We start from the raw sequence: 21,015 nt of genomic DNA, 5'->3' as shown, positions 1-21,015 counted from the left end.
GCGCCGATTGATACGTCCGACCCCGCCCTCTTCGCTCGTTTTGCGGACAGCGTCCGCCGGTTAAGCGGCGGCGCCGACGGCGCGCTGGGCGTGGCCATTTCGGGCGGGCCCGATAGCCTTGCCCTCCTGCTGCTCGCCGGTGCCGCATTCCCGGGCAAAGTGCACTGCGCCACGGTCGACCACGGATTGCGGGCCGAGAGTGCGGACGAAGCACGCTTCGTAGGCGAGTGCTGCGGCGAACTCGGCGTGCCGCATGCAGTGCTTCCGGTTTCGATCGGCAAAGGCAACACTGCCGACCGCGCCCGCGCCGCACGCTACGAGGCGCTGGCTTCCTGGGCCTCGGACCGTGACATCGGCCGGATCGCCACGGCGCATCATGCCGACGACCAGGCGGAAACGTTGATGATGCGCCTCAACCGGGCGTCGGGTGTGGGCGGATTGTCAGGCATTCGCGAGCATGTGTCGATCGCCGGGGCCGAGATTATCCGGCCTCTGCTCGACTGGTCCCATTCCGAACTGGCCGCGCTGGTCGAGGCCCGAGGGTGGGCAGCAGTCGACGATCCTTCGAACCGCGATCCGCGTTCCGATCGGGCTCGCATGCGCGCGCAACTGGCGGATACTGGCTGGCTCGATCGACCGGCCATCGCGGCCAGCGCGGCGCATCTGGCCGAGGCCGACGCCGCGCTCGACTGGATGGCAGATCGGATCGTAGCCGACGATGTGTGGATGGATGGCGACCGCCTTGCCATGCAGCACGACCTGCCGCGCGCGCTGGCGCTGCGTGTGATCGAGCGCATCCTTGCTCGGGTGGGCGAAGGCAGGCCCGGGGTATCAGAGATCGCGCGATTGCATGATGCCTTGGTGCGTGGGGATGTGGGCACCTTGGCCGGCGTGGTGGCACGCCCCGGTCGACACGTCTGGCGGTTCGGAAAAGAAGCCTCGCGCGCAGACCACACGCGGGGAAACTAGACGAGCGGGTCGCCCACGCCGATACGCTTGCCGTCGGTCACGATGACCTTGTCGCCGAGCTTGGCGACCGAGAACAGCTTCTCGGCAAAGCCGTTGGGCGTGCCGACGCAGCCATGGCTGGCATAGCCGTTTTCAACCGGGCTTCCGTGGATCGCCACCCCGTCCCAGGTCAGTCGCATCATATACGGCATCTCGGCATCGTAGAGATTCGAGACGTGATCCTTGTTCTTCTGCAGGATCGGGAACACGCCCACGGGAGTGGGATGGTCGTCCGTGCCCAGCAGCACGGCGGCCGCGCCGATCTCGTAGCCGTCGCGGAACACCGAGATCACGCGGGCCTGCAGATCGACCGTGACCACCAGCGGCCCGTCGGGCACACCCTCGTCGTCCCAATGCCACTCGCCGTATTTGATCGGGCCGTTGATCGGAAGCACGCGCTTGATGACGAAGGAATCGTCCGGATAGACCTCGGGGGTCGGATCGGTTTGCTGGATCACGGGGGCAGAGGTCGGGGCCTCGCCCATCGCATCCTGATAGGGGATTTCCTGCGCGGCGGCATCTTCCCCTTCGGCAAGCAACACCGCACCCCCGGCCGAGATGCCGAGGGCTAGGACCAGTCCGCCGAAAGCGGCCAGCCGTTGGGAGGGCGAAAGGCTTGCCATAGGTGTGCTTCGAAGCACCATATAGCGACATTTGGTAAAAAATGTGAGTCGGTTGTCCGATGCGCTTGCACCGTCCGGACCATCGGCCCGGATCGTCGGCCAGTAGCGACGTCAGCCGCGCGTCACGGAAACGGTCTTGTCGCGCAAATTCAACTGCCCGAAGCTGGTCAGGAAACTGACGTCTGCGGCATCGCGGCCAACCCCGATCTTCACCATTTCCGCCGCTTCGACCATGCCCGTCGCATCGACCGGCTGCCATTCGCCGCCTTCGCCATCGTCGCTGGCTAGGAAAACTTCGGCGACAGCGTGGAAATCCTGCGGATCGACATCGGGTCCGTAGAGGCTGACATAGCGCGCCGGGATCATCGAGGCGCGGGCCATTGCAATCGTGACATGCGCATAGTCGCGGCACACGCCGCGGCGTTCGACGAAACTGTCGAGCGCGGTGGTGTGCGGCCCGCTGGCTCCGGGAACATATGCGAACTTGCGCGTCAGCCACTCGCGGATCGCCTCGACACGCTGGCCGCCCTGGCTGTCACCGAATTCGGCATCGACGAAGGCCTGGAAGCGATCGGCTTGGCAGTAGCGGCTGTCGAACAGGTAGGGCACGACTTCGCCGGGCAGCAGGTGGGTGGGCAGCGGGTCGAGCGAGGGGACGGGCGACAGGTCCCGACACGGCTCGACGCTTGCGCGGTAGTCGATCGACACTTCGCCCTTGGCGCGCATCCAGGTTCTTTCGCCGATCATGTCGTTCGCCGGAACGCGGGCGAAATGCTCGCCTGCGCTGTGGTCGAGCGAGCAGGAGAGGATCTCCTGCTCCGGGATATGGGCAGCTTCGATTTGCAGCAGAACATCGGTCGGCTGGTCGAGCGTGAACGTCAGGTGGGTTTCGATATCGAGCTTCATACCAGTCCAATGCGCAGAACCCCCGAAGTGTCCGGAGCCATGGACGAGATGCAATATTCAACGCCTATTGAATAAATTCGCGATCGGCTTATGTAGCGTCGTGCAAAGGACAATTCGATGACCGACAGGCGTGGCCGCGGACGGCCCAAAGACACAGAAACCGATACGGACACCAGCGCCGCGATTGCGCGTGCGGCGGTGCTGCGTTTTGCCGACAAGGGGTACGAAGCTGCCTCGCTGCGTGAGATCGCGAGCGATGCGAAGGTCGATGTGGCGCTGATTTCCTACCGTTTCGGCGGAAAGAAGGGGCTGTGGAAGGCGATCGTGGCGAAAGCGGCACTCGATCTTCTCGCGGCGCTCGATCGTGCGCTCGCGGATGTGTCGGACGCGAATCCGCACGACCGGTTGCGGCATGCGATGAAGGCCTATCTCGCGCACCTGCTCGCCTGGCCCGAAGTGCCGCGCCTGCTGCTGCGCGACATCACCGTCGACAGCGAACGGTCGCAATTTCTGCTCGAGGAGCTTTCGCAGCCCTTGCACGAGTTCTTCCTCGCTTTGGCGCAAGCGGCGCTGGAGGAATGCAAGGGCGAGGTCTCGCACCTCCAGTTCCGCATCGCCGATTTCATCTACTCGAGCGCCAGCAAAGTAGCGCGACGGGACCGGCTGGCCAAACTCGTCGCGGGCATGGAGGACGACGCAACGTTCGAAGCCGCGCTTCACGACACGCTGATCGACGGAGCATTTCGCTGTGGCTGATCACGATGTCCTGATCGACGAGATCGACGGCTACCGGTTCAAGCCGCACGAAATGCCGATCCTGCCCGGATCGCCTGCCAATCCCGATCACCCGGGCAGACGGCGCGCGGCCTATCTTGCGATTGGCGTATCCATGGGTCTCATCGGCGGGTCGCAGAACGGCTTTCTGCTCGCCAATAGCGCGGCGCTGCAAGCCGAGTTCGCGATCACGCCGGTCGAGCTCGGCTGGCTGACGGTCGCCTTCTACACGACCTATGCGTGCATGAGCATGATGCTGTTCCGGGTGCGCCAGGAATTCGGCATCCAGCCTTTCGTCCGCTGGGCGATGGCTGCGCTGGTGGCGGCCAATTTCGTCCAGATGCTCGAGCCGGGCTATTATCCCGAACTGGCCGCGCGGGCGGTAGCCGGGATTACCGCCAGCGGGCTGTCCGCGCTGGCGATTTATTACCTCATGCAAGGGCTACCCGCCGCGATGCGGGTGGCGGGCCTCGTGATTTCGATCGGGCTGTCGCAAATCGCGATCCCGCTCACCCGCGCGATATCGCCGGCACTGCTGGTCGATGGCGACATGGGCAACATCTTCGAGTTCCAGTTCGCGCTGTCCCTGCTGGGTCTCGGCATGGTCTACCTGCTGCGACTGCCACCCGGCGTGCGCAAGAACACATTCGAAAAGCTCGATATACCAAGCTTCGGCCTGTTCATCGTGGGCGTCGGTGCGCTTTGCGCTTTCCTGATCCAGGGGCGCATCCAGTGGTGGGACACACCGTGGCTCGGCTACGCACTGGTGGTTGCGATCATCGGCATCGGCGGCTGTCTGCTGATCGAGGCGCATCGTAAATCTCCGATGCTCGATCTCAGCTGGCTGTCGAGCCGCGCAATCCTGAAGCTCGCCATTGTCGGCGCGACCGTGCGCGTCCTGGTGGCCGAGCAGGGCTTCGGTGCAACCGGGATGTTCACCACGCTCGGCTTGGGCGGCCAGCAACTGGCATCCTATTTCTGGATTCTCGCCGGGGCGACCATGGGCGGGATGCTGCTCTCGGTCATCCGGCTCGATCCGAAGGACTTGACCCGCCCGGTGCTGTTCGCGGTGCTGGTCATCTGCATCGCCGCATTTCTCGATACGCGCTCCGGTGTGATGAGCCGGCCGCAGGATCTCTACTTCACCCAGGCTGCGATCGCTTTTGCCGCCGTGTTCAGCATGGGCCCGATCATGATGGAAGGGATGCTGCGGGCGCTGACCGCAGGGCCGAGCTACGTCATCAGCTTCATCGCGATCTTCTCGCTCTCGCAATCGATCGGCGGGCTCGGCGGCATCGCGATCCTCTCGGCTTTTCACAAGGTGCGGGTGAAGACGCACATGATCGATGCAGGCAGCACCCTGACCATGGGCAATCCGCAACTCGCCGAAGCGATGGCGAATGCCGGGCGCGGCGTGGCAGCGACGCAGGCCGATCCGGTCCTGCGCCAGCAGGCGGCGGCATCCAGCATATCGCAGGAAATTGGGCGCGAGGCTGCCGTGCTCGCCTTCAACGACGTCTTCTTTCTGATCGGCACGCTCGCCGCGATCACCTTCGTGGCGATTTGCGTGCCGTGGATCATCAACAAGATTCGCGGGCATAATCCGCTCGCCAAGGAACTGGCCTTCATCGAGGCCAGGCTCTCGAGGAACAGCCAATGACGAACCCTACCACTCAAACCGACGCCGAAGTCGAAGCGATCGAAGAACAGGAAGCTCCGCCCGCAGCCGATCATGGCAAGGGCTGGTCGCCCAATCTCTCGCGCCGCCGGATCGGCGTCGGCTTCTTCATCCTTCTGGCCGGCGTGCTGGCCGCCCTGTTCGCGTGGGGCCTGCCGCCGTTCGATGGCGGCGACCAGACCACCAACAACGCCTATGTCCGCGGCCGCACCACGGTCGTGAGCCCACAAGTGGCCGGGTATCTAGTCGAAGTGCCGGTGACCGACTTCCAGCGCGTGAAGAAAGGCGATCTGCTCGCCCGGATCGACGATGCGCCCTACCGCGAGAAAGTGCAGCAGGGGGCGGCCAACACCGCTGCCCAACGCGCCTCGCTGGCCAATAGCGCGCAGAGCCTGCGATCCGCCCGGGCGCAGCTCGAATTGCAGGATGCAGCCGTCGCCAGCGCACAAGCCGGTTTGCAAAAGGCGCAGGCCGACATGAAGCGGATCGCCGAACTGGTGGATGAAGGCTCGGTCTCGTTGCGCGAGCGCGATCAGGCGCGCGCGGCCTTGCAACAAGCGCAGGCAGGCGTGCGACAGGCCAAGGCCCAGCGCGCGATCGCGGACGAGAATGTCCGCTCGGTCAATGTCGGTCGCGGCGCGCTCGAGGCGCAGGTCTCCGGCGCCGAAGCTTCGCGCGGACTCGCCGAGTTCGAATTGTCGCGCACCGAAATCCGCGCGCCGCGCTCGGGTCGGTTGAGCGAAGTCACCGCACGCGTGGGACAGCTCGTCTCCGCCGGAACGCAGCTGATGTATATCGTGCCCGACGAATTGTGGGTGGTCGCGAATTTCAAAGAAACGCAGACCGCCAAAATGGCCGTCGGCCAGCGCGCGACGCTCTCGATCGACGCGCTGGGCGGGATCGAGCTGACCGGCCGTGTTCAGAGCATCGCGCCCGCGGCGAGCAGTGAATTCAGTCTGGTGAAGCCGGACACCGGGGCGGGCAATTTCGTCAAGGTGCCGCAGCGGATCGCGGTGCGAATCGTGCTCGACGAGGGTCAGGCGGCCGCCAAGCGGCTCGGTCCCGGCATGTCGGTCGTCGCCACCGTGCACACGAAGGAGTGATCGCCATGCGCAAGCCACTGACCATTGCTCTCTCCTCGCTTCTGATGCTTTCCGCCTGTGCGCCGGCCTTGCAGGAAGTACCTGCCGGCGTTGCGGTTGCGCCTCCGATCGAATGGCGCACCGATCTGGGTGTGACCGCGCCGGTCGACGCCCATTGGTGGGATGCGTTCGGCGATCCGCAGCTCACGGCGCTGGTCGAAAAGGCGCGCGCCAATAATCCCGATGTGCGGATCGCTGCCGCGCGGGTCGAGGAAGCGCGGGCCACCGAACAGGCCTCGCGCGGCTATCTGATGCCCTCGCTTGGCGTTGGGGCAGAAGGCGGCATCCGGCGAGAGGTGTCGCCTTTCGGCACGGCCCGCGAAGCCGTCGTTGCCCAGCCCGCCTTCCGTGCGTCGTATGAGCTCGACCTTTTCGGCAAGAACGCCTCGCGCATCGACGCCGCCGAGGCTGGCGTGGCCGCGAGCATGGCGGCCGAGGATGCGGCGCGGCTCGCCGTCACGGCCGCGACCGCCAGCGGCTACATCACGCTCCTGTCACTCGATGCGCGGCTCGGCGTGCTCGAAGACACGCTGGATGCGCGCGCCAAGGCGCTCAAATTCGCGCGAGACCGGGCCGAGGTCGGCTACACCTCGCAGCTCGAATTGCGGCAGGCGCAGGCCGAGTATCAGGCCACCGCGCAACTCGTCCCGCAATTGAAGGCGCAAATCGCAAGGCAGGAAAATGCGCTCTCGGTACTCACGGGCGAACTGCCCGGTGGTATCGAGCGCGGGGGGCGCTTTGAGGATCTGCGTGCCCCGGCAGCTCCCGCCACCCTGCCATCCGAGCTTTTGCGCCGCCGTCCGGACGTCGCGGCGGCGGAATTCCGCATTGCGGCTGCCGATGCGAAGATGCGCATGACACGCGCCGATTTCATGCCGTCGATCGATCTTGGGGCAAGTGCGGGGGTCGCGCTTTCTGACTTGCTGGCCGATCCTATCGGCGTCTGGTCGCTCGGCGCCAGCATCCTCGCCCCGATCTTCCAGGGCGGGAAGCTGGACGCCCAGCTGGCGAGTGCGACGGCGCAGCGCGATCAGGCGGCCTGGGCCTATCGCTCGACCGTGCTCGGCGCTTTTCGCGAAGTCGAGGACCGGATGGCGGTGTTGGCCCGGCTCGACGAGCAGGAGGCTGCCCTCCAGGCGCAACGCGATGCGGTGGCCGATGCGCTGCGACATGCGCGCAACCGCTATCGGGCGGGATACACGCCCTATATCGAACAGGTCGATGCCCAGCGCGCACTGCTTGGGGTCGAACTGTCGCTGGTCCAGAACCGGGCGGACGAACTGACCGCGCTGGTCGGGCTCTACCAGGCAGTCGGCGGGGCTCCGCGCTGATGAAGTGTGGCGCGGGGCTCTCATCCGTCCCCGGCCACGCCTCGCCGCTAAAGTGAGCGGGCGCAGGATAGGCCGCGGTGATCGCCCGTTGGGAAGGCAAACCCCATCAGGAGATTACCATGAATATTCTCGTCGCAGGCGCTGCGGGCGCCGTTGGCAACAAGCTCGTCCAGGAACTCGCCGATAAAGGCCATACGGTCACCGGGCTGGTCCACTCCGAAGACAAGATCGCCAAGGTCGACGCCGCGGGCGGCAAGGCCGTGTTGGCTGACGTTACCGACAAGTCGACCCTTCAGGATCCGGTGTCTGGGGCCGACGCCGTTGTCTTCGCAGCCGGATCGGGCGGGAAGGCCGTCGAAGCGGTCGACCGCGACGGAGCGATCAACCTCGTCGACTTGGCCAAGGAGAATGGTGTCGAGCGTTTCGTCATGCTGAGTTCGATGGCGGCTGGCGAGCCCGACAAGGGCCCGGACGAATTGCACGATTACCTGATCGCCAAGGGCAAGGCCGACGATTACCTCAAATTGAGCGGGTTGCGTCATGCGATCGTGCGTCCCGGCAGCCTGACCGACGATGGCGGCACCGGCCGCGTCCAGGTCGGCAATGCCGGCGATCTCGACAGCGGCGAGATCGCCCGCGCCGACGTGGCAAAAACGCTCGCAGCCTGCGTCGAGCAGGACTTCGGCCAGGATGTAGCGTTCGATGTCGTATCGGGCGAACAACCGATCGGCGAAGCGATCGCCAGCTTTCCAACTTGACGCAGCGGCTGAATAGCGGACTCGCGCGCTGCTGAATTGGCTGCGCGCGGGACGCCACGCATAATACAGAACCATGGATCGGTCAGGAACGTTCGTGTTCCTGACCGATCCTTTTTTCCGCGTGCACGATTTCGTCAGGCTCCACGACAGTCGGGCCAATTGGCGGGCGTTTTCAACGTTCTTAACAAAGTGGTAGCACTTTGTCTGGCAGACGTATGTCTGTGTTTATTATTGGAAATACCGGATCATGATCCTGGTCGTAGAGGATGAAGCCGACGTTCGAGAGGAGCTGGTCGAGATGCTCCAGCTTCGCCGTTTCGACGTTCGCGGAGCCGCTCGGGTCGCTGAGGGGCTGGATCGGGTGAGGAGCGCAAGTTTACCGCTCACCCTGCTCACCGATCTTCGCCTGCGGGAAGGCAGTGGGCTGGACCTGATTCGCGAGATCAAATCGGATGCTACACTCTGTCAGAAGGTAGAGCGTTCGATCCTGATGACGGGCCATATCGATCTGACCGAACAGGTTCAGCGGGACATCGCGAGGTACAATATCCCGCTTCTTTTCAAACCGGTCGATTTTGAAGAACTTCTGCCGTTGCTGAAACAGCATGCGGCAGCTGATGGGTGAGTCCATGTCGCGATATCCGGCAGTGGACTATACATCCTCAAGCCAAGTGTCTTTCGATCACATGACTGTGCGGGGGTGGCTTATGGCGTTGGCGTTTTTCGCCATCGCGATCGCCGCGAGTTCGTTCCGGATCGTTGTCGCGCCGGGATTCGAACTGTATCTCGGGCCGCTATTCTACCTGCTCGCCTACCGGCTGGGCGGCCTGCGCCTGGCGCTCCCGATGGTTTTGCTGACCATGGGAGCGACTTTCTTCTGGTGGGGCCACGTGTTCAGCATCATGGTGGCGATGGCGCACGTGCTGTTCATCGACCGGGCGCGATTTGCCGGTCGGTCGCTCGCGATCGCTACCGTCGTCTACTACGCGACGATCGGCGCGGCGGCGACTTACCTGATCCTCCATTTCCATTACAGCGCATCGACCACGATCATTTCCCTGATCATCATTCGAAAGCTTCTCAACGAAGTGCTGCTGGCGGCGCTTGTCGATCTTGCACTGTCGTTGCTGACGGTGGATCTGCACGCCGGGCGCGTGTCCAGGCAAAGGAGTATTAAACTTGCGGAGTTGCTCCCCGCCTCCATCACTCTGATCGTTCTCGCATCGGCGGTTGTACTTTTCGTCGGCAGCGTCAGCCGGTTTCCCAGAGATTTCGGAAACTTTCAGGCCGAAACGGCGCTCCAGGTGGAACTGCAAATCGGCCGTGGCCTCTACCGCCAGGAGCCGTTCATGGGCCCGGTAGAGCTGCGCAATGCGGGGATCGATCGCCAGAAAGTGCTGATATCGGACAAGGAGAGCAGACTGCGCTCGCCTGCCGCCATGGAACTGTTCGGGTGCAGGCGGATCGATGACGGATCGCAGGTGACCGGCCCCAATGATCGCAATACCTTCGACTACTGGGTTTCCGCATGCCAGCTTGCCGATCTGGAAATAGCAGGTGAAACCTATTTCTACTTGTACTCGACCCGCCCCCTCGCTGAGAGCGCGTACCGTGGGGTCTTGCTGCAGATGATCGGCCCGGGGCTGATCCTGACCCTCGCGATCCTGCTGCAACTGCTCGTCACCCGCTCCCTGAAGCGATCGCTGCGGGCCTGGAAAGGCGTCGCCGAGGGGTTCGGTCACCCCGGTCTTTCAGCCCCGCACAAACTCGCGTTCTCCGAATTCGAGCGCCCTATCGAAGCAATCGTCGCGGCCAACAACAGCTTTGCCGGGCTGGTCGAAGAGCGCAAGCGGATTGCCCGCACGGTGAACGAACTCAAACAGGAAATGGACCTGACCTTCGCGTCGAACATCAGCTTCGACGAACAGACGTGCTCCCTTCGTTTCGATGACATAGGCATCGACCGGGAGGCGGAGGCGCGATCCGCACAGGTGCATCCGAACGATTGCATGGCCTTCTCGGACGTGAGCCAGGCTGCCGACGCTTTCATCGAGTTTCGTTTTTCGGACGCAAACGCGGGCGACTGGTACCTGCTCGTGGCGAACGACCTGCTCGCGCCAGGCCATTGGCGTTCCGGCTGGATCGTGCGCCTGCGCCAGTCCAAGCTGGCTCAGAACCGGATGCTGCAGCAGGCAAGGCTGGTCGAGCTCGGCGGCATGGCTTCAGCCCTGAGCCACGAACTCAAGCAGCCGCTCTTCACCATTTCGCTGTGCGCAGAAAACAGCCGCCTGCTGCTCGATCAGGACGACGAAGAAGGCGCGGCTCGTGCGCGCGGCAAGCTGGATCGGATCAGCGAACAGGTCGACCGCGCGCGCGATATTATCGGCCGCATTTCGGGCTATGCACGCATTGAGGACAGCGACCCCGAACCGCTGGTTCTCTCCGAAGTGGTCAGCGCGGCGCTTTCCTTCATGCGCCCGTTGCTGGTGCAACACGATGTCGGCGTGAGGGTAGTGATGCCCGACGGCCCCGTCCTGCAGCTGCTCGCGCCGCGTGTCGGCCTCGAACAGGTGCTGGTCAACGCGATCCAGAATGCCATCGATTCGATCGCCATGCGGCGTGAAGCCGAAGAGCCCGGCCTGGCAGGAATGATCGAACTTGCCATCGAAGTCGTCGGGGGAGGTATCAGGATCAGTGTTACCGACAACGGCGGCGGGCTTTCGCTGGGCCGCTCTCAAGAGGCTTTCGACGCTTTCACGACGACGAAGGATTCCGATCGCGGAACGGGCCTTGGGCTCTATATCTCTCGCCAGATCGTGATGGAAATCGGCGGCAAGATCGACATCTCTTCGCGACCGCTGCCCGAAAGGGGAGCGCTACTGACAATCGATTTCCCCGAATTCGTCATCTTGCAGCCCGATGCCGCCTCTCTGGACGTGCCGGAGAAAGCAGCGCGTGCCTAGGCCATTGCTGCATATCATTGATGACGATGAGGAAATCTGCGCCGAGATATCCACTGCGTTGCGCGCGTCGGGATGCGATTGCTCCTGGTCGACGACCGCAGCATTGCGTCCACGATCGAAGGCATAGAGACGATGGCGCATCTCGATTATGCCGTCGCGCTCGGCGCTCAACGCGGACAGGGGTATTTCTGGGAGCGTCCGAGCCCGGTCGCGGGCTTATCAATGCAGCGACCGGGTGGGACATCAAGCAACGAAGTGATACAGTGAATTCGAACCGATTTTCCGAGTTAGAGCAGACGGCATGCGCAGCATCTACATAGTCGACGATGACAACGAGATCCGTTCGGAGCTCTATTCCCTGCTTTCGATCTATCCCGATACGGGTCTACGATCGTTCGGCTCCGGGGACGATTTCATCGCGGCTCTCGACGAGCTGCAAGCATCGGTCATCCTGCTTGATATGAACATGCCGGGGGCGAGCGGTCTCGATGTCCTTGAGGCCATTCGCGACCGGAAGGATCTGTTTCCGATTGTTCTGACCGGAGAAGGGGATACCCAGCTGGCCGTAAAGGCCATGAAAGCTGGCGCGACCGATTTTCTCGAAAAGCCGTGCGAACCCAAGTCCCTCCTGCGAACGATCGACCTCGCGTTTGAAACGCTCGAAGAAACCGAGCAGGTCATCGCCCGCACCGGCGAGGCACGCGACAAGCTGTCGCGTTTGTCATCTCGCGAACGGGACGTCCTGGAAGGGTTGATCGAGGGGAAATCGAACAAGGTGATCGGTTACGAACTCGATATCAGCCCACGCACGGTCGAGGTCTATCGCGGGAAGATGATGGAAAAGCTCGAAGTGCAGAGCCTGCCGGAAGCCTTGCGCATTGCGTTCGCAGCCGGCCTCATAGACGCTTAGGTAAACAGGACCGCGCCACAGCGCGGCCCTGAAATGCGTTTATCAGAAGCTGACGGTCACGTCCGAAACGATGTACCGCGTGTCGCCGGTGGCGGGTGCGTTCACAGCATCTTCGAGGAACCGTCCCTTGCTGAGGTATGCTCCGCCGAGACTGAGACGAACAACCTTCGGAACGACCCAGTAACCGACCGAGGCTTCGAATTGGGCGCCGGCAAAACGACCCGCGTTCCCCAAGGGATCCGATACGCCGGTTTTGGCGAAGGAGTCGCTGGCTGTCTGCAGCCACGCAAGGCGAACCGAAGCCGATCCGTCCACGCGCTTGTTCGGCTTTGCAGAAACCAGCAGACCCGGCGAAACGATGTTGGAATAGGAAAGCGGTCCGAAATTGGCAGTCTGTCCGAATGTGCCGCGGCGACCACCGAAGAGCGGATCGAAGCGGGTGTAGTCGCCACCTTGACTGTCGCCCGACCCGGCGTCGAAAACGGCTGCAATGCGTAAGCCTGCCTGCCCGCGCAGCGCGTGTCCGACCTCGGCGTGCAACATCCAGGCCGAAACATCCTGCCTGGCGGCATTGTCTGCCTTGCTCGTGCGGATCGTGCCAGACTGATAGGCAGCCTCGAAATCAAAATCGAACGTGCCTTCGCTTGGTTTTCGGGCCAGTCGCAGCCCCGGCGTGAAGAGATGCCGGTTGCGCGTTGCGCGATCTGAACGATCCTTTTCGGTCAGTCCGTAGCCATAAAGGTCGAGAGTTGCGCCAATTCCGTCCAGCCTGGTCTGGTAATAGGCGCCGAAGAACTGGAGGTCGCTTCCTTCGCGGTCGAGCTCGAACTCATTGTCGCGAATGGACGCGGCGTCACGGGGAAGCCGCTCCTGCGGCATCGTCCAGAAGGCGCTGATCTTGTCGCCGCTTGCGCTAGCGAGATCGACCCTGGTGCCGGTGAACGATGTCGGGACATTCGAAAATCCCACGCGGGTCACGAGGCGTCCCGAACCGTATTTCATGGTGAAGCGGCCCGCCTGCAGGCGGGTATTCCAGCCGTCCGCTACGTCGCCCAGATCGAATGCCGCATAGGCCTGGATCGGCTCGATTACGTTCACGGTGGATGTGCTCGCAGTCGAACCCGGGTCGATCCCGTAGGCCCGCGCGTCGAGCAGCTCGCCAGCCAAGCGCACGGGGCCGGTCGAATATTCGGCCTTCACCAGCGTACGGCTCGACCAGATCGTTTCGTCGGGAAGCTTGCTGGGACGAAATTCTTCTTCGATCCGTTCAACCCGCGCGCGAACGCTGCCTTCGACCGAGAGGCCGTCATCGTTTTCTGGTTCGTCCGCCGCCAGCGCAGAAACAGGCAGGGTAAGCAGCACGGCAATCGCAACGAGGGAGGCGTGACGATGGGGAAGTGCGCCGAAAGTCATAATCTACTCCAACTGAAACCTTTGCTGGTTTTATAGTTGGATCGAGCCTCTTCTGGTGCCCAACGGCGCTTATTTCCGTTGCGACGGGGGCTCGACTGTTATCCCGTTGGTCGTCGCAAAATTTAGCGTGCCCCTCGCGACCTCGTTTACTCCTCCTCGTCCTATAATGGACGCGGAACTGTCCGGTGTACTGCCGACAACAGAATGGAGTGAGACATAAATGCTTAGTCGCCTCAACGACTGGCCCCTGTCGCGCAAGATGATGCTCGCCTTTGGCGTGCTGTTCATCGCGTTCGCGTCTGTAGCCACAATTTCCTACATCGCCGAGAGATCCGCGCTGGATTACGCCGAGAATTCGAACAAGCGCGGCCTTGCCGCGACGACGGCGCTTGCTCGCGTGCAGGACCAGATCAAGCAATATCGCATCCTGGTATTCGCCCACGTCAACCGGATCAGCGAGCAAGACCGTATCAACACCGAAGAACGCATGGTCAAAGCGGGCAACACGCTGCGCACGGCGACGGCCGATTATGCGGAAGCTGCGGAACTGTCGGAGCGCGAGGGCGAGCAGGTGACACGCGACTTCGCACAGCTTGAGAGCGCGATCGATGAGCTTGAGTCCACGAACGCCGAACTGATCGCGATCAGCAGCGCCCAGCCACGGGCGGAAGCCATCCAATTCCTGCGCAGCGACGCCAAGGAAGCGTCGCATGCCGCCATTGAGGCTGTCGAAACCTTGTTCAGCGAAGTGATCGACGCCCGTCAGGCCGCCTTCGACGAAGCTGACGCATTCGGCAGCCGCATGCTGATGTTCTCGATTGTAATCTCCGTGTTGGGGGTAGGCGCGCTTGTCGGGATCTGGTTCGGTTTGAACCGGAGCGTTGCGGCACCATTGGCGACCCTCGCCGACACCACACAGCGTCTTGCCGATGGCAACGACCTTCCCGTTCCGTCGACGCACCGCTCGGATGAGGTCGGCAAGATCGCCCAGGCCGTCGACAGCTTCCGCATCGCTGCAGCAGAGCGCTCCGAAAGCGCGATCCGCGAGGCAGAGGAACAGCGAGTCGTGACCACCGCTCTCAGCGAGGGACTGACATCGCTGTCCGAAGGTGATCTGACAAGCGATGTGCAGGTCGACTTCCCGCCCGCCTATGCCGAACTCAAGACCAATTTCAACGAGGCCGTCGCGCGCCTGCGCGAGATGATCTCGGCCGTGGCAGACAGTGCCGAGGCGATCGGCACCGGCTCGCGTGAGATATCCCAGGCATCGGAAGATCTCGCTCGCCGCACGGAAAGCAATGCTGCCAGCCTTGAAGAAACCTCCGCCTCGCTCGCGCAAATCGACGAGCGACTGCGGGCAACTGCAGGGGCCGGTCAGAAGACCGTCGAGCGAGCCGATTCCGCGATCCAAACGGTCGCAGGCGGACGTTCGATCGCCGATGAAGCCGTCCAGGCCATGGGCCGGGTCAGCGAAAGCGCCAAGGGTATCGACGCGGTTATCGAAGGCCTCGACAAGATCGCCTTCCAGACGCGCGTCCTGGCGATGAACGCCGCCGTGGAAGCGGGCCGTGCCGGTGAGGCGGGGCGTGGTTTCGCGGTCGTCGCCGATCTGGTCAGTGCGCTGGCCATGCGCGCCGAGGAAGAAGCCAAGCTGGCCCGCGATCAACTCACCGTTACCCAGACCGACATCGGCACCGCTGTGAATGCCGTGGAGCGTGTCGACGGAGCGCTGGCGGAGATTACCGAGGGTGTGAGCGAGGTGCACGATCTGCTCGGCACGATGGCGGCCGACAATCAGACCCAGTCTTCGTCGGTAACCGAAATCACTTCGGCGATTTCCAGCATGGACCAGTCGACGCAGCAGAACGCGGCGATGGTGGAAGAGACCTCGGCCGCGGCTCGTAACCTGCTGAGCGAAGTCGGCTCACTGTCGGAGCGGGCCTCCCTGTTCCAGACCGGAAATGCAGCGTCCGCCAAGTCCAAGGTGAGCGTTACCGCGCCGGCCTCGAAGGCGCGTTCGCTCCCGGCCCCGGTCGACAAGCCGGCCAAGAGCTACGTCTCGCCGGTGCCGGCCCTTCCCGTGGACGGCGCAGTACAGAACGGCGCAGACGACTGGAACGACTTCTAGGTCGAGAGCTCCGTACACTCGGGCATGACGGGCCGTCGCTTCCAGACAAGCGGCGGCCCGTTGCGTTTGTCCCATGTCGAAGCTCGGGCTGGCTTGTCACAGGCTCAATGTGCCGGTTCGTCGTGCATGGCCGACGCTTGGGATGGGCCGCCTTTCGTGCAAAGGCGTGCCACCTTCTGCCGAACGCTGAGACGTTGCTGCCCGCAGGCATAAAAAAGGGAGCGACAGGCTGGCTGTCGCTCCCCGATTGCCTAAAATTGTGGGCGTCAGGCGTCTGCGAGGCGGTGCGTGGCGAGCCCTTCCATCACCGTGCGATTGACATCGATAAGATCTTCGATGCTCTCGCGACCGGCGATGACCTCGCTCGAAAAACGATCGACCCACAATGCTAGCGATATGAGCGAAGCGCGAAGCTGATCGGGAAGCTGGTTGCCGGGTGCAGCGCAATCGGCCGAGAACAAATTCCACATTTCGCGGTTGCGATGCAAGGGTTCGGCCAGTTGGGCCCCTTCCTTTTGCGCATCGCGAGCATTGATCATCTCTCCGGTGATCTGCCCCATCAAGCGATGCTCGGTATCGCGGGGCGCTTCGGAGAGCCGGCGAACACTCTGGTAAGCGGCAAGCGACATGAAAAACTCCTCTGGAGGTGTCTTCCTATTCTAGAGGGAAGACTGCTTTTGCGTGGTTTGCCGAGGTATTTTCCGCGGGTTGCCGCCTTCGTGCCCATCGATCCTCCTATAATCGAAACGTGCGAGCCGTTCGTACGAAAGAGAGGATTTTCGCCAATGGACCTGCCCGCCCACCCTCTCGCCGGTTTGCGGCTTGCGATCAGCGAGACGCTCGATACGGCCAGAGTGGACCGGGTCAGCGTTATCGGTCCCATCGACCCGATCACGAGCGACGTTCTCGCCGAGTTCGAGGAGTCGGGCGGCGCGCTCGAAATTCTCGATTGCGCTTGTGGCGCGTCGCCTTTTTCCACCGGCGTCGGTTTCCGCGCCTGGATCATGCCCACGGTCGCCAATTATTACGACGCCTATCGACTGCTGTACGGCATCCGCGCAATGTGCGTGACGCAATCGACGCCGTTCCTCGTCTTGCGGCCTCAACTGGCGAGCGCAAGCGCGCGCCGGGATTATTACGGCGGCATGCCTGAGGTTCCGAAGGCCTGGCGGCACTGCTCCGAAACCTGCCTGATACACGGAGAAGCAATCGAGCGCGCTACCGTCAACGGCGGTTTGCGCAACGGTGTCGTGACTGCAATCGAGGATTTCATCCAGGAAATGTGGGATGAAGGCACGGCGCTAGCCTACAGTTGCCTTCCCCCGATCGGCGGGTTTTGCGCGCTGTTCGATGTGGACGCCGATTGGGCAGCCGAACTCGCCTATCGGCTGACCAAGTTCGACCACAAGCCGAACATCGCTGCCATGAGTGAAAAGGACCTGAAGAACTACTTGGAGATCGTCGATCGGTCTCGCAGGCACACAAACGGGTCCGCGCAATAAACACCCACGGCAGTGCCCGGGGCCAGTCCGACTACCCTATAATTCACCACGTAGCTTCGTTCACGAAAGCGATGGAGAAACCATGCTCAACGGCATCGGCCTAATCATAATCCTGGCTTGCGTATTCGGCAGTTTTATTCTGGCCGGCGGCAAGATGGACATTATCGCACATGCCTTGCCGCATGAGTTGATGGCTATCTGTGGCGCAGCGATCGGTGCGTTTCTGGTCGGCAATTCGATGACCATCGTGAAGAAGGCCGGCAAAGGCCTCATCCGTTCCTTCAAGGGGCCGCGGTGGAAGGAAAGCGATTATCGCGACCTTCTGACGATGCTGTTCACGCTGCTGACCACGTTCCGCAAGGGTGGAGCCACCGCGGTCGAGCCGCATCTCGACGATCCCGAAGAGAGCCCGCTGTTCGGCCGATATCCGCGCATTCTCGCCGATCATCACCTGATCGAGTTCATCTGCGACTACCTGCGGATGATGACGGTCAATTTCGAAGACCCGCACCAGTTGACCGAGGCGATGGAGAACGACATCGAGCGACATCACCATGAGGAGATGGAGCCGCAGCACGCTCTCCAGGTGATGGCCGACGGCCTGCCCGCGATCGGCATTGTCGCCGCCGTACTGGGTGTGATCAAGACCATGGGCTCGATCGACCAGCCGACCGAAATACTCGGCGGCATGATTGGCGGCGCGCTCGTCGGAACGTTCCTGGGCGTTCTCCTGTCCTACTGTTTGGTCGGTCCGCTGGCGACCAAGCTGCTCGAAACAATCCAGGCCGACGCCAAGCCGTTCACCATCGCGAAGACAGCGATCATCGGCCATGCCCAGGGGCTGCCCACGCAGGTGGCCATCGAAATCGCGCGGCGCATGACACCTTCGGGTTTCGCGCCCTCCTTCCCACAGCTCGAGACCGCACTTGAGGAGGCGAACAGTGAACTCAACGCCCAACCCGCCTGAAGAAAAAACCGCCGCGCCCGCAGACAAGGAGCAGGCGCAAGGGCCGCTCAAGCTCCCTGCCAATGGTACCACCGCTTCTGCGGAGGAGCTTCGGATCCAGCTGGTTCTGCTCCTCGATGGAGAGGACGCGGAGGAAATCGACGCCAGCGAGGTGGACAACGCCGGGCAGGCCGTCCTGCAGCTGCTGGTCGCCGCACAGGCGGAAGCCCGCGAAGCCGGACGACCGCTGTCTTTTGTCAATCCGAGCGCAGCTTTTCGCGACCGCGTCGAACGCTGCCGACTGACCGACCAGATCGGCCTGGATCCTGAAGGAGTTGCCGCGTGACGAAGCGCATTCTGACTGTCGATGATTCTGCGAGCATGCGGATGCTCCTGAAGGCATCGCTGACCAAGCAGGGTTTCGCCATCGAAACCGCGGACGACGGAGAGCACGGGCTTTCGCGCATGTGCGAGCTGAGCCCCGATCTGCTGATCACCGACATCAACATGCCCAAGATGGACGGCTTCGAGCTGATCGAAGCGGTTCGCGGCATGCCGGAATTCCGTGGCACCCCGATCCTCGTCCTGTCGACCGAGTTCTCCGACGAGAAGAAGGCGCGGGCTCGCAGCGCGGGCGCGACCGGCTGGATCACCAAGCCTTTCGATCCTGACAAACTGGGGGCGGCAATCCGCAAGGTGTGCCCATGAGCGACGATCTCGACGACATCCAGGCAATCTTCTTCGAAGAATGCAACGAAGGCCTCGCGGTTGCCGAAGCCGGCCTCAGCACGATGGCCGACGGCGACACCTCGGCCGACGTGATCGCGGGCGTGTTCCGCGCGGTCCATTCGATCAAGGGTGGCGCGGGCGCCTTCGGGCACGAGGCGCTGCAGAGCTTCTCGCACATCTTCGAGAATCTGCTCGACGAAGTGCGCGCAGGCCGCATCGAGCCGACCGCGGACACCTGCAAGAACATGCTGCTGGCTTTCGACGTGCTTTCGGATCACGTGCAGGCGGCGCAGGGCTTCGTCGCCGTGCCCGACGATGCCGCGATGCTGGCCACGCTCGAAGCTCTGCTGGCCGAAGGGTCGGGCGACGCGCCTGCCGGAGATGCAGCCGCCTCGCCCGAAGCGAGCGCGCGCGCGGCCGAAGGCGAAGCGGACGAGTTCGGCTTCATGCCGGTCGTCGTGGATATCGAAGATCTCGACCAGGAACCCGATGCGTTCGTGGATCTGGGCGATGGCGACGCGCAAGAAAGCGCAGCCGATGCCGGCTGGTCGATCCGCTTCGCCCCCTCGCGCGATGCGATGGCCAATGGCAGCGAGCCCCTGCTGGTCCTGCGCGAACTCGAGCGGATGGGCGGCGAAGTCGTCGGCGTGGAAACCGCGCCGCTGCCGCCGCTGCGCGAGCTCGATCCCGAAGCCGCCTACTTCACCTGGTTCGTCAGCGTGCCCGCCACCGTGACGCGCTCCGACATCGAGGAAGCGTTCGATTTCGTCGCGCCGGATTCGGGTATCGATATCGTCGAAGGCGTCGCGCCGTCCGCGCCGGAGAGCGAGCCCGAGCTGCAGCCGGAGCCTGCGCCTGAGCCCGCACTCGAAGCGGACGAAAAATCCGCCGCGAGCGATGCTGCCCCCAGCACGCCCCCGGTCGAGAACATCCCGCCTGCGGCCGCCGCGAAAGCCGCACCGCCCGCCCCGCCGGCGGAGGCCAAGGCGATCGAGCCGCCACAGAACATTCGTGTCGATGTCTCGAAGCTGGACATGCTGCTCAACCTCGTGGGCGAGCTCGTGATCCGAAACTCGATCCTGGCGGACCGCCTCGATTCGGCGGACCAGCAGCGGGTCGAGCTGCCCGAACTCGCCCGCCTGACGCGCGAGATCCAGGACAACGTCATGTCGCTGCGCGCGCAGCCCATCCGCCAGGCCTTCTCGCGCGTGCCGCGAATGCTGCGCGAACTGTGCTCGGCCACTAACAAGGATGTCGTGCTCGAGGTGTCGGGCGAGGCAACCGAAGTCGACAAGAGCGTGATCGAGAAGATCGGCGAACCGCTGACCCACATGATCCGCAATGCCGTCGATCACGGGATCGAAGGCACGGAGGAGCGTGTCGCGAAGGCCAAGCCTGCCCAAGGCAATCTGAAGCTCTCCGCTGAACAGCGAGGTGCGCGGATCTTCCTGCGTGTGGCCGATGACGGGCGGGGCATCGATCGCGAACGCGTGCTCGCCAAGGCGGTCGAGAAGGGCATCGTGGCCTCCGACGCCACCCTGAGCGACGAAGAGATCGACAACCTGATCTGTGCCCCCGGCTTCTCCACCGCCGAAACGATCTCGTCCATTTCCGGACGCGGCGTGGGCATGGATGTCGTGCGCAGCAATGTCGAAGCGCTCGGCGGCCGGATCGAGATCAGTTCGACGCCTGGAAAGGGCACGACCTTCACGATGATCCTGCCGCTGACGCTGGCGATCCTCGACGGCATGGTCGTGCGCCTGTGCGGCCAGCGCTACGTGCTGCCGCTGTCCAACGTGGTGGAGACGGTCCAGCCCGAGCCCGGGCAGATGCGCCCGGTCGCCAACAGTTCGGAAGTGATCGACATGCGCGGCACCTACGTGCCCGTGAAGCGCCTGTCCGAGCTCTTCCAGCTGCCTCCCGCCGATCGGGAGGACGAGGATAGCGTGGTCATTATCGTCGAGACCGACGCAGGCAATGTCGGCCTGATGGTCGACACGATCGAGGACCGCCGCGAGGTGGTGATCAAGAGCCTCGACCAGAACCTCTACCCGATCCGCGGGCTGGGTGGTGCGACCATCCTGGGTGACGGCTCTATCGCGCTGATCCTTGATATCGAAGCGCTCGTGGCCTCGGCGAACTCCCCCAGCAAATTTGTCCTGAAAGGAATGGCAGCATGAATGTGAATGAAACCGCCGAGCTCA

The 21,015-nt window shown here is 63.2% G+C and carries 19 protein-coding genes; 15 read left to right on the top strand and 4 right to left on the bottom strand.

Annotated features, from left to right (window positions below):
- Positions 1 to 6: 6 nt before the first annotated feature.
- Positions 7 to 969 (top strand): tRNA lysidine(34) synthetase TilS, encoded by a 963-nt coding sequence (gene tilS / locus GRI68_RS09815; protein ID WP_160617938.1) that lies wholly within the window; start codon positions 7 to 9, stop codon positions 967 to 969.
- Here tilS and GRI68_RS09810 read toward each other — a convergent pair.
- Positions 966 to 1,631: a L,D-transpeptidase family protein gene (locus tag GRI68_RS09810; protein WP_160617076.1), complete on the bottom strand. Its 666-nt coding sequence runs from the start codon at positions 1,629 to 1,631 to the stop codon at positions 966 to 968. The two genes, tilS and GRI68_RS09810, sit on opposite strands and share 4 nt — an antisense overlap.
- 111 nt (positions 1,632 to 1,742) lie before the next feature.
- Positions 1,743 to 2,537, bottom strand: a complete 795-nt coding sequence (locus tag GRI68_RS09805) for a transglutaminase-like domain-containing protein (RefSeq protein WP_160617075.1) — start codon at positions 2,535 to 2,537, stop codon at positions 1,743 to 1,745.
- Between the two features lie 117 nt (positions 2,538 to 2,654).
- Between GRI68_RS09805 and GRI68_RS09800 the strand changes: the two genes are divergently transcribed.
- The 8 genes from GRI68_RS09800 (at position 2,655) to GRI68_RS09765 (ending at position 12,093) form a co-directional block, all read left to right on the top strand.
- On the top strand, positions 2,655 to 3,293 hold the full coding sequence (locus tag GRI68_RS09800; RefSeq protein ID WP_160617074.1) for a TetR family transcriptional regulator: 639 nt from the start codon (positions 2,655 to 2,657) through the stop codon (positions 3,291 to 3,293).
- Positions 3,286 to 4,971, top strand: coding sequence for an MFS transporter (locus tag GRI68_RS09795; protein ID WP_325063794.1), 1,686 nt, complete (start codon positions 3,286 to 3,288; stop codon positions 4,969 to 4,971). The genes GRI68_RS09800 and GRI68_RS09795 overlap by 8 nt, the downstream gene beginning before the upstream one ends.
- The gene (locus GRI68_RS09790) at positions 4,968 to 6,092 is read left to right on the top strand and encodes an HlyD family secretion protein (RefSeq protein ID WP_160617073.1); all 1,125 of its coding nucleotides are present in this window, start codon (positions 4,968 to 4,970) and stop codon (positions 6,090 to 6,092) included. The genes GRI68_RS09795 and GRI68_RS09790 overlap by 4 nt, the downstream gene beginning before the upstream one ends.
- Before the next feature lie 5 nt (positions 6,093 to 6,097).
- Complete coding sequence (locus GRI68_RS09785; RefSeq protein ID WP_160617072.1) at positions 6,098 to 7,462, top strand: efflux transporter outer membrane subunit; 1,365 nt, start codon at positions 6,098 to 6,100, stop codon at positions 7,460 to 7,462.
- 119 nt (positions 7,463 to 7,581) lie between these two features.
- A complete protein-coding gene (locus tag GRI68_RS09780) occupies positions 7,582 to 8,220 on the top strand; it encodes an SDR family oxidoreductase (RefSeq protein ID WP_160617071.1) in 639 nt (212 codons plus the stop codon).
- Between the two features lie 247 nt (positions 8,221 to 8,467).
- On the top strand, positions 8,468 to 8,845 hold the full coding sequence (locus tag GRI68_RS09775; RefSeq protein ID WP_160617070.1) for a response regulator: 378 nt from the start codon (positions 8,468 to 8,470) through the stop codon (positions 8,843 to 8,845).
- An 88-nt stretch (positions 8,846 to 8,933) separates the two neighbouring features.
- Positions 8,934 to 11,183, top strand: coding sequence for a sensor histidine kinase (locus GRI68_RS09770; RefSeq protein ID WP_160617069.1), 2,250 nt, complete (start codon positions 8,934 to 8,936; stop codon positions 11,181 to 11,183).
- 301 nt (positions 11,184 to 11,484) lie between these two features.
- Positions 11,485 to 12,093, top strand: a complete 609-nt coding sequence (locus GRI68_RS09765) for a response regulator transcription factor (RefSeq protein WP_160617068.1) — start codon at positions 11,485 to 11,487, stop codon at positions 12,091 to 12,093.
- A 42-nt stretch (positions 12,094 to 12,135) separates the two neighbouring features.
- Here the strand turns inward: GRI68_RS09765 and GRI68_RS09760 are convergent, their stop codons facing one another.
- Complete coding sequence (locus GRI68_RS09760) at positions 12,136 to 13,506, bottom strand: alginate export family protein (protein ID WP_160617067.1); 1,371 nt, start codon at positions 13,504 to 13,506, stop codon at positions 12,136 to 12,138.
- Positions 13,507 to 13,726: 220 nt separating this feature from the next.
- On the opposite strand from GRI68_RS09760, the gene GRI68_RS09755 reads away from it, so the two are divergent.
- Positions 13,727 to 15,634: a methyl-accepting chemotaxis protein gene (locus GRI68_RS09755; RefSeq protein ID WP_160617066.1), complete on the top strand. Its 1,908-nt coding sequence runs from the start codon at positions 13,727 to 13,729 to the stop codon at positions 15,632 to 15,634.
- Positions 15,635 to 15,900: 266 nt separating this feature from the next.
- Here the strand turns inward: GRI68_RS09755 and flaF are convergent, their stop codons facing one another.
- Positions 15,901 to 16,263 carry a flagellar biosynthesis regulator FlaF gene (flaF, locus tag GRI68_RS09750; protein WP_160617065.1) on the bottom strand — a complete coding sequence of 121 codons (363 nt, stop codon included), beginning with the start codon at positions 16,261 to 16,263 and terminating at the stop codon, positions 15,901 to 15,903.
- A gap of 156 nt (positions 16,264 to 16,419) precedes the next feature.
- Between flaF and GRI68_RS09745 the strand changes: the two genes are divergently transcribed.
- From GRI68_RS09745 to GRI68_RS09725, 5 genes are all read left to right on the top strand, one after another.
- Positions 16,420 to 17,136: a hypothetical protein gene (locus GRI68_RS09745; RefSeq protein ID WP_160617064.1), complete on the top strand. Its 717-nt coding sequence runs from the start codon at positions 16,420 to 16,422 to the stop codon at positions 17,134 to 17,136.
- Positions 17,137 to 17,218: 82 nt separating this feature from the next.
- Complete coding sequence (gene motA / locus GRI68_RS09740; protein WP_160617063.1) at positions 17,219 to 18,103, top strand: flagellar motor stator protein MotA; 885 nt, start codon at positions 17,219 to 17,221, stop codon at positions 18,101 to 18,103.
- On the top strand, positions 18,078 to 18,428 hold the full coding sequence (locus GRI68_RS09735; protein WP_160617062.1) for an STAS domain-containing protein: 351 nt from the start codon (positions 18,078 to 18,080) through the stop codon (positions 18,426 to 18,428). Before motA ends, GRI68_RS09735 begins: the two co-directional genes overlap by 26 nt.
- Positions 18,425 to 18,790 carry a response regulator gene (locus GRI68_RS09730; protein WP_160617061.1) on the top strand — a complete coding sequence of 122 codons (366 nt, stop codon included), beginning with the start codon at positions 18,425 to 18,427 and terminating at the stop codon, positions 18,788 to 18,790. Before GRI68_RS09735 ends, GRI68_RS09730 begins: the two co-directional genes overlap by 4 nt.
- The gene (locus GRI68_RS09725; RefSeq protein WP_160617060.1) at positions 18,787 to 20,991 is read left to right on the top strand and encodes a chemotaxis protein CheA; all 2,205 of its coding nucleotides are present in this window, start codon (positions 18,787 to 18,789) and stop codon (positions 20,989 to 20,991) included. The genes GRI68_RS09730 and GRI68_RS09725 overlap by 4 nt, the downstream gene beginning before the upstream one ends.
- The last annotated feature ends 24 nt before the right edge of the window (positions 20,992 to 21,015 follow it).

Source organism: Alteriqipengyuania halimionae (assembly GCF_009827575.1).
Taxonomy (GTDB): Bacteria; Pseudomonadota; Alphaproteobacteria; order Sphingomonadales; family Sphingomonadaceae; genus Alteriqipengyuania_A; species Alteriqipengyuania_A halimionae.
The sequence above is the reverse complement of the archived record's forward strand: the minus strand, read 5'-3'. Positions and strand labels throughout refer to the sequence as shown.